The organism is Flavobacterium sp. 9R (assembly GCF_902506345.1).
Taxonomy (GTDB): domain Bacteria; phylum Bacteroidota; class Bacteroidia; order Flavobacteriales; family Flavobacteriaceae; genus Flavobacterium.
On record NZ_LR733413.1, the window covers coordinates 1797494 to 1812300 of the forward strand.

Here is a 14807-nt window from a genome sequence, read left to right on the forward strand (position 1 = left end):
TTGAGCATTTGAGACGCATCATCTAAGAAAAAGTCATTACTTATTATTCTCACGAATTAACTCGAGATATGCTTTTTGTTTCTTGAGTAAAAAATCCAACAATGTCAATTCGTCTTTGTTTATAAAAACTATTTTTGATTCAGGGTCTTCTTTGCAATAGCTTAAGAAATTATCTATTTCATTTTTCTGAAGACCAAGCTTCTGCTTATAAAAAGACTCGTCAATACTAGCTTTAGCATAAGCTATAAAATCTTCCTCAGGCTGTTTTTTTTGTTTTGGGTTGTCTGGATTTTTGAAAAGACTGATTATTTTTCTTCCAATTTCCATAAAATCCATACCGTTGGTAATGGTACCATCATATACATTTGGGTTTTTCGGATTTGCAGCCTCTTTAGAAATTCGAGCTGCAGCCGCTTGCTCATATGTAAACTTAGGGACATTTAATTTGGTGTTTTTAACGACTACTTCATCCAATTCGATAGCTGACTTAATGAGGCTAACCTTCCATTGTTTCATCTGAAAGTACTCTGGAACAACAACCACCTTTTTAAAAACATACTCTTTCGAATAAAACGCTAAAACGTCTTTGCTTTTGGCGGAAATAGCGAAAAAACCGCGACTATCGGTTTTGGTACTTTGCTCTGAAGTCAAATTGATTACTTCGATTCCGCTAACTGCCAATGTATCGCACATCACTTTTCCTTTCAACAGATTAGTGGTTTGTGCCTTTCCAAAAGAGAAAAATAAAAGTCCAAAAACAATGGCCAGTTGCTTCATAATTACATAAAAATTAGACTACAAAAATACCCAATTATCATTCTGTCTTTCAAAAACTATCCTAATTTACTGTTAATGAATATTTAAATTTTATTCTTAGACGAAAAAAGAGAACAAATAGCCCTTTGATAATTATTCAATAAAAAAACTAAAAAGAGTATATTTGTTAGGCTTTTCAAGTACTCACAACTGAAAACAAAATCAATCTAATACTCAAAATTTCTTTTGAATGAAAATAAAACAAATCCTTGCTTTACTTGAAGAAATGGCGCCACTAGGTTATGCCGAAGATTTCGACAATGTAGGCTTATTAGTTGGTGACCAAGATGCTGAAACTACGGGTGTTTTGGTTTGTCACGACGCCTTAGAAAATGTAATTACAGAAGCCATCAATAAAAATTGCAATTTGGTTGTTTGCTTTCACCCCATTCTTTTTTCGGGCATTAAAAAAATTACAGGCAAAAATTATGTTGAAAAAGCAATTCTAAAAGCAATTAAAAATGACATTGCCATATATGCCGTTCATACCGCTTTAGACAATCATCCTGAAGGCGTAAATCAAATCTTCTGCGATGCCTTGGGCTTGTCGAACACCAAAATATTGGTTCCCAAACAAAACTATATTCGCAAATTAGTTACCTACACGATAAGAGAAAATGCAGATGCCGTTCGAAACGCTTTGTTTCAAGCAGGCGCAGGAAGCATTGGTAATTATGATAATTGTAGTTTTAATTCAGAAGGCACTTTCACTTATCTAGGCAACGAAAATAGCAATCCCGTGGTAGGACAAAAAGGCGTTTTATCAACAGGAACTGAAACTAAAATAGAAGTTGTTTTTGAAAAACATTTGCAGTCAAAAATTTTAAAAGCATTATTTACTACTCATATCTACGAAGAAGTAGCTTACGAAATTTATGATTTGCAAAACAATTACCAAAAGATTGGACTAGGAATGGTCGGTGAACTAGAAGAACCGATGGAGGAATCTTCCTTTTTGCATTTTATAAAAGAAAAAATGCAAGCAGAGGGCATTCGACATTCGGCATTTTTGGGTCGTCCCATCAAAAAAGTAGCCGTTTTGGGTGGTGCAGGAAGTTTTGCCATTTCACAAGCCATTCAGGCAGGAGCCGATGCCTATTTGACCGCAGATTTGAAATATCATCAGTTTTATGAAGCAGAAAATCGAATACTTTTAGCAGATATCGGACATTTTGAAAGCGAACGTTATACAAAAAATTATATTGTTGAGTATCTTCGAAAAAAAATCCTTAATTTTGCACCCGTCTCGCTACCAAGCGGAATCATTTTATCAGAAGAAAATACAAATCCAGTTAAGTACTTATAGAATATGGCTACTACGAAAGAATTAAGTGTTGAAGAAAAGTTAAGAGCAATCTACGATTTACAACTTATTGACTCAAGAATTGACGAAATTAGAAACGTAAGAGGAGAGCTTCCTTTAGAGGTGGAAGATTTAGAAGACGAAGTTGCAGGTTTGAGCACTCGTACCGAAAAATTAAAAGCAGATCTTGAGGTTATCGAAGACTTGATTAAAGTAAAGAAAAATGCCATCGATGAGCACAAAGAAGCGATTAAAAAATACACCAAACAACAAGAAACGGTTCGTAACAATCGTGAATTCAATTCTTTGACAAAAGAAGTAGAGTTTCAAGAATTAGAAATTCAATTGGCTGAAAAGCAAATCAAAGAAATGAAAGCTTCTATCGAACACAAAAAAGAAGTTATCACTAATTCTAGAGAAAAATTAGAAGCTAAAACTTCTCATTTAAAACATAAAAAATCAGAGTTAGAAGCTATTATGGCTGAAACTCAAAAAGAAGAGCAATTTTTAACTGAAAAATCTGCGGAATATCAAGCGAATATTGAACCACGTCTTTTGTCTGCTTACAACAGAATCAGAAGCAGCGTTCGTAACGGATTAGCGGTAGTTTCTATTGAAAGAGGAGCGTCTGCAGGTTCATTCTTCACTATTCCACCACAAACGCAAGTTGAAATTGCTGCAAGAAAGAAAATCATCATCGATGAGCACTCAGGAAGAATCTTGGTTGATAGTGTCCTTGCTGAGGAAGAAAGAGAAAAAATGGAACAATTGTTCTCAACAATCTAAATCTAACAAGCCTCCTTTTTAGGAGGCTTTTTTGATATGAAAAAAACCGCACTTTATCTTTATATCAAATTCTTAGGTTTAGGTCTAAATCTACTAAGTTTTGCGTTCCCAAAAAAAGCAACCAAAATTGCTTATGGTTTATTTAGTGAACCAAGAGCTGGGAAACTAAATAACGAACAACTTCCTGAGATTCTACAACAGGCGCAATCCGAAAAAATAAGTTATGAAGACTCTTTCTTTCAAACCTATACTTGGAAAGGGAATGACACTATAATTTTATTAGTTCACGGATGGGAAAGCAATGCTTCTCGTTGGGAAAAATTATTACCGTTCCTAAAAAAGTCTGGTAGCACCATTGTCGCTATTGACGCACCCGCCCACGGTCTCTCTAGCGGTAAAGAATTTAGTATTCCACAATATGCAGCATTCATTCATCTTGCAGTTCAGAAATTCAATCCAGATTACCTTATTGGTCATTCCATTGGAGGCCAAACGTGTTTGTATTACCAATCGATGTATCAAAACAAAGCGATAAAAAAAATGGTGATTTTAGGTACTCCAAGTGATTTTACCATTATACTTTCGAATTTTATCAAATTATTGCGACTCAATACTACCATTGCTAAAAATATCGAGAATCATTATTTAAACCATTTTAAGTTAGACATTCATCAATTCTCAAGTCAACTGTTTGCTAAAAAAGTGGATACAAAAGGTTTTATTGCGCACGATACATTAGACCCTGTGGTAAAAATTGCAGAAGCTAAAAAAATTGCTTCCACTTGGAAAGATGCCATTTTCTATGAAACTAATGGTTTGGGACACAGTATGCACGACAACCAACTGTATCATAAAGTAAGTGATTTTTTATTCGAAAAAGAAAGCTAAGAATCCTCCCAACAAACAATTTTAATTATAAAAACAAACAATTGTATTAGTATCATAAACTGCTATTCAATTTTGTATTTTTGCATTATGGAAGAAAATCTAAAACGACTCAATAAATTCATTGGCGAAACAGGATATTGTTCTCGTCGTGAAGCCGATAAACTAATCGAAGAAGGCCGCGTAACTATTAATGGTGTGGTTCCTGAAATGGGAACCAAAGTTTCGCCTCAAGATGAAGTACGCATAGACGGAAAATTGATTACTGAAAAACACGAAAAATTAGTGTACTTGGCTTTCAACAAACCCGTAGGCATTGAGTGCACAACCAATCTAGAAGTTCGTAACAATATCGTAGATTACATTAATTACCCAAAGCGTATTTTTCCTATTGGCCGATTGGATAAAGCCAGTGAAGGCTTAATTTTTATGACCAATGACGGAGATATTGTGAACAAAATTTTGCGTGCTAGAAACAACCACGAGAAAGAATATACAGTTACTGTAAACAAACCCATAACCGACCGTTTCATTCAAAGAATGGGTAACGGTATTCCGATTTTGGAAACAGTAACTCGCAAATGCAAAGTAGAGCAAATCAGTAAATACACCTTCAAAATTATTTTAACACAAGGCTTAAATCGTCAAATACGAAGAATGTGCGAATATTTAGGCTATGAAGTAACTGCTTTGAAACGAATCCGAATCATTAATATCTCATTGGATATTCCAGTAGGACGCTACAGAGATTTAACCGATGCCGAAATCAAGGAACTCAATACACTAATTGAACCTTCAAGTAAAACAGAAGAAGCCAGCTTACCCAAAGCTAAAGCTGAAGCTCCAAAACGAAGAGCCGAGTTCATCAAAAAAGACGACCCTAGATTTAAGAAAAGAGGAGAATACTAAATAGAAAACCCAAGATAAATGTCTTGGGTTTTATTATTTATGTCTTAGTCTTTTATAAATTCATAATACAAAACCTTAGATAAAAAAGATTCCTGTTTTTGTTGATGGATAAAACCTTGTCTATAGGAATATTGCTCAGGAGCATTGATTTTGTTCGCTAAAAAATAGTTTTCCCTCGCTTCATCATTAAAATTCAAGCTACATAGAAAAGCAGGCTCAACTCCTTTCCCTACCGAAATATTGTAGACTGTAATTACATTTCCCCAATTGATACAAGCACACACCAGAATGGTTCCATAAAAAAACCACGCCATTTGATTAAAAATATATGCATTGGTCTTTTGACGAATAATCTTTATGAAAGTATACCCCAAACCTATAAAAGCCAAAATCAAGAAGGCATAAACCCCCAACCTTTTGTATGTCAGACCAAAAAAAGCAACATATTCTGAATTCTTAATAAACGTACTTATGATTAACACACTATTTAAAACAATCCAAATTTTGGCCAAGCGTTTAAGATTAACCGCTTTTTTATCAAAATTAAAACCACCTTTAAAGTAAAACAATAAAACACCAACCGCCATAATTGTTGAAAAAATAACGGCATTCACTCTTTCGTGCGTCGCTTTACTCAATGAGCTACTTGCTGATACTTCAAAAAATTGTTCGTAGTTGTAGGTGACTATAAAAACCAAAAGCATAACGTTAAGCAACCACAAAGTAATTTCACCACTTTTTCTTTCAAAATCTAAATCCAAAAAAGAAAAAGTGGGTTGATTTACCTCCTTGGCTATTACGAAGTCATTAGCTAACTTTTCATTAAGTTCATAAGACATATCGGGAACCCAATAATTCCAGAAAGTAAAGGAAACATAAAACCCAATCAAGACCATTAAAAGCAGTTCAAAAATATCCAAGTCTAAAGTGTAGTCTGTAAAAAGTGCCGAAAAATGGTCACTACCAAAAGAATATACGACAAAAAACAACAACAAAAACACTAGTGGAATCACTACATAGGCAATTAGTTTTTTGGCAAAATCATTTTTTAATTCTCGTTTAGGCAACCATTGTCCAAACAAAAAAGGGCGACCTAAAGAAGCAAATCCATTAACAACAATCAATGGAACTAATTGAATCAATTTTAACTCGACCAATTGTGTCCTAAATTGTAGCATAATAATAGAGAGAAAAAGCGCTAAAAAAGAAGCAAAATCGCCATACCAAGCAAACGACAAACAAGATAAGACAGAAGTAAAAACTAGCCACCAATGGGATTTGTTTACGAACTGATTTTTAAAAAAATAAACAATCATTGCTGTCAGAAACAAACCAAAAATAGCAAGGTTTAAACCAACAGACTGATTGTAAAAAAGCAAGGTAAAAACAAAGCTTGAGGCAAAAATGAAATGGTGTTTTTTCATAATTTAAAATTTAAAAGTACTTTGCATTTCAAAGTAATTAGACAAAAAAATAGTTATTTAGTTTTCAATAATTTTTCAAGACTTTTGAGGTGTTGTTCAAAGGTAACACGTCCTTTATTCGTTACTCGATAAGAAGTTTTGGGTTTCTTACCAACAAATTCTTTTTTAACTTCGATATATTCCCCTTTTTCTAAAGCACTGGAATGGCTGGCTAAATTTCCATCGGTTATATCCAATAGCGATTTCATTTCGGTAAAATCTACCCAATCGTTAACCATCAAAATAGACATAATGCCTAATCTGACGCGACTCTCGAAATCTTTATTTAATTTATCTATAATTCCCATTGATGGTTATTTATATTTTTTGAATAATAATAAACCATAGAAAATGTGCAATATACCGAAACCGAGAATCCAAAATACTAAACCGTATCCCACAAAAAACAAAGCAATACTTCCTAAAACTACCTCTGAAAATCCAAGGTATTTGATATCTGAGTAAGTATATTTTTCAGCATTCAACAATGCTAAACCATAAAAAATCAAGGTACTAGGCGCTACCAAAATAAACATCTGATGATAAACAAGTGCAAAACAAAAGATAGCACCAGCAATTAGAGGAATTGCTAAATTGAAAAGCATATTTTTGGTAGCTGAAGTCCAGATTGGCAACTTTAATTTTTTACTTTTTCTAACTGTAAAAAAAATACCAAAAGCAAGTGCAAAGAACAAGATAACAAATGCTGTAAGGATTAATTCGGTAATTAAACTAGTAGAATATAACTGATGATTATCTTCAAAATACTCGATACCATTGTCTTTAAACAATTGGTACACATATACACCTCCTAGTAGAGCAGACAAACCAGCAAAAACGCCAGACAAACCGCTTAAAGAAATGAAACGTGAAGAACGCTCCATCATGGAACGGATATGCACTAAATCTTCTTGATGCTTTTCAGTCATAATAAAAGTACTTTGAAATACAAAGTTAATAAAATAAATCAAACACCACGTATTTATTTTAATTGATTTTTAAAAAAAAGCCACTTAAAAAAGTGGCTCTATAAATTATAAAAAAAGAACAATTACTTCATTCTCATTTTTCTCGCTAATAATGTATTTTGCAACAGCATTGCAATGGTCATTGGCCCAACACCACCAGGTACTGGAGTGATGAATGAGGATTTTTTACTTACCCCATCAAAATCAACATCGCCGGTGATTACATATCCTTTTGGGTGAGAAGCGTCTTCTACTCTAGTTATTCCTACGTCAATTACAACAACGCCATCTTTTACCATATCGGCTTTCAAATAATTTGGAACACCTAATGCGGTGATAATGATATCAGCATTTTTAGTAAATTCCTCAATATTTTTGGTTCTACTATGGGTTAAGGTAACGGTTGAATCACCTGGATTCCCTTTACGACTCATCAAGATACTCATCGGACGGCCTACGATATGACTTCTTCCAATTACAACTGTATGTTTCCCTACTGTATCAACTTTATAGCGCTCTAACAATTGCATAATTCCGAAGGGCGTAGCAGGAATAAAAGTATCCATATCTAAAGCCATTTTTCCGAAATTAGCTGGATGGAAACCATCTACATCTTTGTCAGGGTCAATTGCCATTAATATTTTTTGTTCATCAATATGTTTTGGCAATGGCAATTGCACGATATAGCCATCTAAATCATCATCTTCATTCAATTCTTTAATTTTCAACAACAACTCTGCTTCTGTAATACTTTCTGGCAAACTCACCAAAGTAGATTCAAAACCAATTTGCTGACAAGAACGCACTTTACTACCAACGTAAGTTAAACTAGCACCATCTGTACCTACAATTACTGCAGCCAAATGAGGCACTTTCTCCCCATTGTCTTTCATTTGTTGTACTTCAATGGCAATTTCTTTCTTAATATCTTCTGATGTTTTTTTTCCGTCTAGTAGTTGCATTTCTAAAAAAGGTTTCAGGTTTATTGTTTAAAATTTCAAGTAATTGAGACTTCTATTTTATTAAAGTAAAAAGTTTCAAGTTTAAGTATCAATTACTTGAAACCTGAAACTTGAAACTATCAGTATTATCTAGGCATTCCTCCAGGCATTCCTTTCATTCCGCCCATCATTTTCATCAAATTCTTTCCGCCTGGACCTTGCATCATTTTCATCATTTTGCTCATTTGGTCGAATTGCTTCATCAATTGATTGACTTGCTCCACTTTTGTACCAGAACCTTTTGCGATTCTAATCTTACGTTTGGCGTCGATTAGTGCTGGTTTGCTTCTTTCGCCAGGTGTCATAGAATGGATAATGGCTTCAATATGTTTGAACGCATCGTCTTCAATTTCGATATCTTTCATTGCTTTAGAAGCACCTGGTATCATTCCAACCAAATCCTTCATATTACCCATTTTCTTTACTTGCTGAATTTGGGTTAAGAAATCATCAAAACCAAACTCATTTTTAGCAATTTTCTTTTGTAATTTTCTAGCTTCTTCTTCGTTGAACTGCTCTTGCGCACGCTCCACCAAAGAAACAACGTCTCCCATTCCAAGGATACGTTCTGCCATACGAACAGGATAGAACACATCAATGGCGTCCATTTTTTCTCCTGTTCCTACAAACTTAATCGGTTTGTTTACAACAGTCTTGATAGACAATGCTGCTCCACCACGAGTATCACCATCTAATTTCGTCAAGATTACTCCATCAAAGTTTAGACGGTCGTTGAAGGTTTTTGCTGTATTTACTGCGTCTTGACCTGTCATCGAATCTACGACAAACAAGGTTTCTTGTGGCTGAATGGCTTTGTGAACGCGTTCGATTTCGTTCATCATTTCTTCATCCACAGCCAAACGACCTGCGGTATCGACGATTACAACATTGAATCCATTGGATTTGGCGTGTTTAATCGCATTTTGTGCAATCTCAACTGGATTTTTGTTTTCTGGTTCAGAATAGACCTCAACGGCTATAGAATCTCCAACAACATATAATTGTTGAATCGCTGCTGGACGATAAATATCACAAGCAACTAAAAGGACTTTTTTATTTTTTTTGGTTTGAAGATAATTGGCTAATTTTCCAGAGAAGGTAGTTTTACCAGAACCTTGCAAACCTGACATCAAAATTACGGATGGATTACCAGACAAATTGATTCCAGCAACATCACCTCCCATTAATTCTGTTAATTCGTCTTTGACCAATTTTACCAACAATTGTCCTGGTTGCAAGGTCGTTAATACGTCTTGACCAATGGCTTTTTCTTTAACTTTGGCTGTAAAATCTTTAGCAATCTTAAAGTTAACATCGGCATCTAGCAACGCACGACGAACTTCTTTTAAGGTATCGGCTACATTGACTTCGGTGATTTTCCCGTGACCTTTAAGAATATGGAACGCTTTATCTAACTTATCGCTTAAATTATCGAACATAATTTTCTATTTTTTTGAAATGCAAATATACTATAAAGGTTTAGAGGCACAAAGATTTGAACTTTAAACTTTGGAGATTTTAGACGTTTTTGGAAACTAAAAAAAGGTAATTGCAAATTCTTCAATTTTGCTTTTTGGTATGAATCCAAAAAAGCTTTATGCTAACTTCCTAGCCCCGATGGGAACGGCATACTCCTGACTTGTGACCAAACAAGGCAGGAGATATAGTGGACAGCGGGAAACCTGCCTACAAAAAAAGCCTATTGCCTCCGCTCCTAAAAAGTATTGTACGCTAGAACATAAGTGTCAACTCACTCAAAATCATTGCTATAACCAACCAAATTCAAAAAAACACAAAGAGTAAAAAAACAAGTCTTATGATTTTACTAAAAAATACCTAAGATATTCTTAAATAGCAAAACGCATTACGGAATTCGTATATATTTGCAGCTCATAATGGAAAAAAGATTTATTCATATGCGCTCAGTATTGATATGGCTTATTACGCTACTACTCTTTGTTGACACTACTGCACTTGCCAGTACAGGAGCGTATTCCTCTATTTCATTAAGCGATAAAAAGAGTAAACAAACTGTTTTGAATTATTTATCGACTACATCTAAAGATACAAACTCAGACTCACCGCTTGAAACAACAAATGATAGCGAACAAAACTCTGTAAACGAAATTGAGGATAGTTTCGAGACTTCCTTATTTCCTATTAGCTTTCATTATCAGCTACCCTTGGTTTTCAATTATAGAAAAATATCTGATAATTATATCCATATAGAGCCACGTCAGTGTCACCAAGATATTGTTCCTCCTCCTCCAAAAAATTAAATAATTATTACACTAAGTTGCTGTTTTGTTGTGCATCCTAAGCAAAAGGATTGTCGATAAAGCAGAAAAACACTGTACTTACTATTATTTAATTTTCATAAAAATGAACAAAATTATTTTGATTTTTGTCCTAGTTCTTGCTATTGGGACTACTTTCTCTTGCAACTCAAACAAAAGCGAAAAAATAGCTTTAGAAAAATACCCTACTACTAATCCTATTTTGGTAGACACCACTTTTACGATAGACCATGTAGCAGAAATACAATCCCTTCAAAATGTTGAGATTAGAACAAAAATTAATGGCTACATCGAAAAAATATACGTTGATGAAGGTAAACCTGTAAAAGCAGGCCAATTACTTTTCACCATAAGTAGCCAAACTTTACAAAAAGATGTTCTTAAAGCGAAAGCAATGGTCAAAAATGCTTTAGCTGAGGCAAAAACTGCAGAACTTGACTTGCAAAACATTAAAACACTAGCCAACAAAAACATTGTATCCAAAACAGAATTAGAGAAAGCACAAGCCGCTTATACAGCCGCTTTAGCTCGTATTGATGAATATCGAGCGAATCAATCTAGTGCAGAAATTCAAGTTTCATTGACAAAAATAAAAGCTCCTTTTGATGGTGTAATCAATCGAATTCCTTTCAAAATTGGAAGTTTAATCAATGAGGGAACGCTTCTTACCACAATATCCAATAACAGCTCTGTCTATGCCTATTTTAATGTATCCGAAAAGGAATACTTGCAATTTAAAGAGCAAAAAAAAGAGAATAACGCTGCAGATATTACTTTACTCTTAGCCAATAACAAAGCACATGCTTACAAAGGAAGCATTGAAACAATTGAAGGAGAATTTGACAAAACAACTGGAAACATAGCTTTTAGAGCCAAATTTCCAAACCCAGATTTACTATTAAAGCATGGGTCAAGTGGAAAAATTCAGCTGACCAATACTATAAAAAAAGCCTTGCTTATTCCTCAAAAAGCATCCTTTGAAATACAAGACAAAGTATACGTTTATGTAGTAGATGACAACAACATTGTACGCGCAAGAAATATTGAAATCAAACAACGCATTCAACACTTGTATGTAATCGAGTCGGGATTAAAAACATCGGACAGAATTATATATGAAGGCATTCAGAACTTGAAAGAAGGAGATAAAATATTCCCTGAAACCAAACGAATGCAAGAATTAATTTCAAAACTATAAAGTCTGTAGACTTAAAAAAAACAAAACAATGTACTCAAAATTTATACATAGACCTGTACTATCAATAGTTATCTCATTAATTATTGTTCTTTTAGGGGTATTGTCATTGACACAATTACCTATGACCCAATTCCCAGATATTGCTCCACCAGAAGTGACGGTTACCACTAAATATACTGGAGCAAATGCTGAAGCCTGTGTAAAAGCAGTGGTAACTACTTTGGAACGTGCTGTGAATGGTGTGCCTGGAATGGCTTATATGTCGTCTGTATCAGGAAACGACGGAACCAGTGTCATCAACATCATCTTTAAAGCGGGGACAGACCCAGAAATTGCCGCTGTCAACGTACAAAATAGAGTTTCTTCTGTTCTGGATGAATTGCCCGAAGAAGTAATTAAGTCTGGAGTAATTGTTGAAAAGGTACAAAACAGTATGCTGTTGTATCTTAACATATTAAGTTCAGACACCAATCTTGATGAAAAATTCCTATTCAATTTTGCTGATATCAATATCATACCAGAACTAAAGCGAATTGAAGGAGTGGGTTATGCCGATATAATGGGACAACGAGAATATGCAATGCGTGTTTGGCTCAACCCAGTAAAAATGGCTGCTTATAATATTTCGACCGAAGAAGTCATTCAAAATCTTAAGCAGCAAAACATAGAAGCGGCCCCTGGAAAAGTGGGCGAAAGCTCCGGAAAAATAGAACAATCCCTACAATATGTAGTAAAATATACTGGAAAATACAATACCAAAGAACAATATGAAAATGTAATCATAAAGCGTGATTTTCAGGGAGAACTGTTGCGATTGAAAGACATTGCCGATATAGAATTTGGCTCACTAGATTATGATGTTTTATCCAAAGAAAACGGAAAACCATCTGCTGCAATTGTTTTAAAACAACGTCCCGGGAGTAATGCAAGCGATGTAATTGAAAATATTAAAAATAAAATGGACGAGTTAAAGTCCTCTTTCCCGGCAGGAATATCATACACTTATAGTTATGATGTTTCCAATTTCTTGAACGCCTCTGTTGAAGGTGTACTTTATACCTTACTAGAAGCTTTTCTATTGGTTGCTTTAGTAGTTTTTATTTTCTTGGGAGACTTTAGGTCTACTTTGATTCCTGCTATAGCGGTACCCGTATCACTAATAGGTACTTTCTTCTTTATGCAACTCTTTGGGTTTAGTATCAATCTAATCACGCTTTTTGCATTGGTTTTAGCCATTGGAATTGTGGTAGACAATGCCATTGTTGTTGTGGAAGCCGTACACGCCAAAATGGAAGAAGAACATCTCAATCCAAAAGAAGCTACAGAAAGTGCTATGAAAGAGATTGGTGGAGCTATTATAGCGATTACTTTGGTAATGTCTGCTGTATTTATCCCGGTAGCCTTTTTACCAGGACCTTCAGGGGTATTTTTCAGACAGTTCTCTGTGACAATGGCTATCGCAATTGTACTTTCAGGTGTTATTGCATTAACATTGACACCCGCTTTGTGTGCTCTTATGCTAAAGAATACTCACAATCAAGAACGCAAAAATACCCTTATCAATCGCTTTATAGATGCCTTTAACGCTCGCTATAATTCAGTAGCAATACGATACCGAAAAATACTAGAGTACGTTGTGAATAGACGTGTAGTAACGGCCTTAGCGCTTGGTTTATTTTGCGTTGGAACTTTTGGAATTGGACAATTCTTACCAACTGGTTTTATTCCAAATGAAGACCAAGGAACCATTTATGCAAGTATCACAACTCCTTCAGGCGCCACATTAGAACGCTCTGAAAAAGTAGTAGATGCCATACAAGAAGCTGCTTTAAAAATAGAAGGTGTTGCCTCTGTTTCTACCTTAGCAGGCTACAATTTCCTTACCGATGGAACTGGTGCGTCATTCGGGATGAACTTAATTAGCTTAAAAAGCTGGAAAGAAAGAAAAGGAACGACAGACCAGGAAATAATCCAGAAGCTAAAAGAAGACACTAAAAACATCAAAGATGGTAAAATTGAATTTTTTACCCCTCCCCCTGTTCCTGGGTATGGAAACTCAAGTGGATTTGAATTGCGAATTCTAGATAAAACAGGCAAAAGTGATTTGAAAAAATTAGAAGAAGTAGCACGAAATTTTGCCTTAGAATTGAACAAAAATGAAGCAATAAAAAACACGTTCTCTTCTTTTGATGCAAGCTTCCCTCAATTCCTTGTAAACATTGACAATACCAAAGCTGCGCAAAAAGGGGTGGTAATAAGCGAAATTCTGAATACGCTACAAACCTATTTAGGAAGTGAATATGCCACCAATTTTATCAGATTTAATCAAATGTATAAAGTTATGGTGCAGTCCTCTCCTGAGTTCAGAACAAAGCCTGAGGATATTTTAAAGCTTTATACTAAGAACTCTCAAGGTGAAATGGTTGCGATGTCCTCCTTTTTATCCATTGAAAAAGTATATGGCCCGGAACAAATCACTCGCTACAATATGTATCCAGCAGCGATGTTAAACGGTGAACCAAAAGAGGGATTCAGTAGTGGGCAAGCCATTGCTGCTGTCAAAGCTGTTGCTAGCGAAAAACTTCCAAAGGGATACGGTTTTGACTGGGGTGGTTCTTCGCGAGAGCAAGCGAATGCTGGAAATGAAGCCATTTATATATTTCTTATTTGTTTACTATTTATTTACTTCTTGTTAGCGGCACAATACGAAAGTTTTCTTTTGCCACTGCCGGTGATTTTATCTTTGCCAACGGGAGTATTTGGAGCATTTTTCCTCTTGGTCGCATTGGGTTTAGAAAACAACATTTATGCTCAGGTCGCTATGGTAATGCTTATTGGACTACTAGGAAAGAATGCCGTATTAATTATTGAATTCGCCATTCTAAAACAAAAGGAAGGGTTAACTCCATTTCAAGCCGCCATAGAAGGAGCTCTAGCACGTTTGCGTCCTATTCTGATGACTTCGTTTGCATTTATTGCTGGCTTGCTTCCACTTATGCTTGCTTCGGGTGCTGGTGCCATCGGAAATAGAACTATTGGTACAGCAGCTGCTGGAGGAATGTTGTTTGGTACCATTTTCGGGATTCTAATTATTCCCGGGCTTTACTACATTTTTGCGAGTTTGACTTATAAAAATACAGCCGTAAAATAAATTTTATTCATTAAAGAATCAACTTCAAAC

Annotated in this window: 13 protein-coding genes; 7 read left to right on the forward strand and 6 right to left on the reverse strand. The window is 35.0% G+C overall.

All coding sequences use genetic code 11. The features are described from left to right. Window positions 1-36: 36 nt before the first annotated feature. Complete coding sequence (locus tag FLAVO9AF_RS07930; protein ID WP_159686798.1) at window positions 37-777, reverse strand: hypothetical protein; 741 nt, start codon at window positions 775-777, stop codon at window positions 37-39. A gap of 229 nt (window positions 778-1006) precedes the next feature. Here FLAVO9AF_RS07930 and FLAVO9AF_RS07935 point away from each other — a divergent pair, with 229 nt between their 5' ends. From FLAVO9AF_RS07935 to rluF, 4 genes are all read left to right on the forward strand, one after another. Continuing rightward, a complete protein-coding gene (locus FLAVO9AF_RS07935) occupies window positions 1007-2122 on the forward strand; it encodes a Nif3-like dinuclear metal center hexameric protein (RefSeq protein ID WP_159686801.1) in 1116 nt (371 codons plus the stop codon). A 3-nt stretch (window positions 2123-2125) separates the two neighbouring features. Next, window positions 2126-2905 (forward strand): zinc ribbon domain-containing protein, encoded by a 780-nt coding sequence (locus FLAVO9AF_RS07940; RefSeq protein ID WP_159686804.1) that lies wholly within the window; start codon window positions 2126-2128, stop codon window positions 2903-2905. Window positions 2906-2941: 36 nt separating this feature from the next. Next, window positions 2942-3793, forward strand: a complete 852-nt coding sequence (locus FLAVO9AF_RS07945; RefSeq protein ID WP_159686806.1) for an alpha/beta fold hydrolase — start codon at window positions 2942-2944, stop codon at window positions 3791-3793. Between the two features lie 87 nt (window positions 3794-3880). Beyond that, on the forward strand, window positions 3881-4699 hold the full coding sequence (gene rluF, locus FLAVO9AF_RS07950) for a 23S rRNA pseudouridine(2604) synthase RluF (RefSeq protein ID WP_159686809.1): 819 nt from the start codon (window positions 3881-3883) through the stop codon (window positions 4697-4699). A 44-nt stretch (window positions 4700-4743) separates the two neighbouring features. Here the strand turns inward: rluF and FLAVO9AF_RS07955 are convergent, their stop codons facing one another. From FLAVO9AF_RS07955 to ffh, 5 genes are all read right to left on the reverse strand, one after another. Continuing rightward, window positions 4744-6123 (reverse strand): DUF4173 domain-containing protein, encoded by a 1380-nt coding sequence (locus FLAVO9AF_RS07955; protein ID WP_159686812.1) that lies wholly within the window; start codon window positions 6121-6123, stop codon window positions 4744-4746. 53 nt (window positions 6124-6176) lie between these two features. Continuing rightward, window positions 6177-6470, reverse strand: coding sequence for a transcriptional regulator (locus FLAVO9AF_RS07960; protein WP_159686814.1), 294 nt, complete (start codon window positions 6468-6470; stop codon window positions 6177-6179). Window positions 6471-6476: 6 nt separating this feature from the next. Continuing rightward, the gene (locus FLAVO9AF_RS07965) at window positions 6477-7091 is read right to left on the reverse strand and encodes a hypothetical protein (RefSeq protein WP_159686818.1); all 615 of its coding nucleotides are present in this window, start codon (window positions 7089-7091) and stop codon (window positions 6477-6479) included. Window positions 7092-7213: 122 nt separating this feature from the next. Next, window positions 7214-8092, reverse strand: a complete 879-nt coding sequence (locus FLAVO9AF_RS07970; protein WP_159686821.1) for a bifunctional 5,10-methylenetetrahydrofolate dehydrogenase/5,10-methenyltetrahydrofolate cyclohydrolase — start codon at window positions 8090-8092, stop codon at window positions 7214-7216. Between the two features lie 125 nt (window positions 8093-8217). Continuing rightward, window positions 8218-9570 (reverse strand): signal recognition particle protein, encoded by a 1353-nt coding sequence (gene ffh / locus FLAVO9AF_RS07975; protein ID WP_159686825.1) that lies wholly within the window; start codon window positions 9568-9570, stop codon window positions 8218-8220. 477 nt (window positions 9571-10047) lie between these two features. Here ffh and FLAVO9AF_RS07980 point away from each other — a divergent pair, with 477 nt between their 5' ends. The 3 genes from FLAVO9AF_RS07980 (at window position 10048) to FLAVO9AF_RS07990 (ending at window position 14777) form a co-directional block, all read left to right on the forward strand. Beyond that, window positions 10048-10410, forward strand: coding sequence for a hypothetical protein (locus tag FLAVO9AF_RS07980; protein ID WP_159686828.1), 363 nt, complete (start codon window positions 10048-10050; stop codon window positions 10408-10410). A gap of 103 nt (window positions 10411-10513) precedes the next feature. After that, complete coding sequence (locus tag FLAVO9AF_RS07985) at window positions 10514-11626, forward strand: efflux RND transporter periplasmic adaptor subunit (RefSeq protein WP_159686830.1); 1113 nt, start codon at window positions 10514-10516, stop codon at window positions 11624-11626. Window positions 11627-11654: 28 nt separating this feature from the next. Then, on the forward strand, window positions 11655-14777 hold the full coding sequence (locus FLAVO9AF_RS07990) for an efflux RND transporter permease subunit (RefSeq protein ID WP_159686833.1): 3123 nt from the start codon (window positions 11655-11657) through the stop codon (window positions 14775-14777). Window positions 14778-14807 lie beyond the last annotated feature (30 nt).

Bases quoted from the DNA above. Each gene is read 5' to 3' on its own strand.
- FLAVO9AF_RS07985 (WP_159686830.1), top strand. From the start codon at position 10,514: ATGAACAAAATTATTTTGATTTTTGTCCTAGTTCTTGCTATTGGGACT.
- FLAVO9AF_RS07955 (WP_159686812.1), bottom strand. From the start codon at position 6,123: ATGAAAAAACACCATTTCATTTTTGCCTCAAGCTTTGTTTTTACCTTG.
- FLAVO9AF_RS07935 (WP_159686801.1), top strand. From the start codon at position 1,007: ATGAAAATAAAACAAATCCTTGCTTTACTTGAAGAAATGGCGCCACTA.
- FLAVO9AF_RS07990 (WP_159686833.1), top strand. From the start codon at position 11,655: ATGTACTCAAAATTTATACATAGACCTGTACTATCAATAGTTATCTCA.
- FLAVO9AF_RS07970 (WP_159686821.1), bottom strand. From the start codon at position 8,092: ATGCAACTACTAGACGGAAAAAAAACATCAGAAGATATTAAGAAAGAA.
- FLAVO9AF_RS07960 (WP_159686814.1), bottom strand. From the start codon at position 6,470: ATGGGAATTATAGATAAATTAAATAAAGATTTCGAGAGTCGCGTCAGA.
- FLAVO9AF_RS07980 (WP_159686828.1), top strand. From the start codon at position 10,048: ATGCGCTCAGTATTGATATGGCTTATTACGCTACTACTCTTTGTTGAC.
- ffh (WP_159686825.1), bottom strand. From the start codon at position 9,570: ATGTTCGATAATTTAAGCGATAAGTTAGATAAAGCGTTCCATATTCTT.
- FLAVO9AF_RS07945 (WP_159686806.1), top strand. From the start codon at position 2,942: ATGAAAAAAACCGCACTTTATCTTTATATCAAATTCTTAGGTTTAGGT.
- FLAVO9AF_RS07930 (WP_159686798.1), bottom strand. From the start codon at position 777: ATGAAGCAACTGGCCATTGTTTTTGGACTTTTATTTTTCTCTTTTGGA.
- rluF (WP_159686809.1), top strand. From the start codon at position 3,881: ATGGAAGAAAATCTAAAACGACTCAATAAATTCATTGGCGAAACAGGA.
- FLAVO9AF_RS07965 (WP_159686818.1), bottom strand. From the start codon at position 7,091: ATGACTGAAAAGCATCAAGAAGATTTAGTGCATATCCGTTCCATGATG.
- FLAVO9AF_RS07940 (WP_159686804.1), top strand. From the start codon at position 2,126: ATGGCTACTACGAAAGAATTAAGTGTTGAAGAAAAGTTAAGAGCAATC.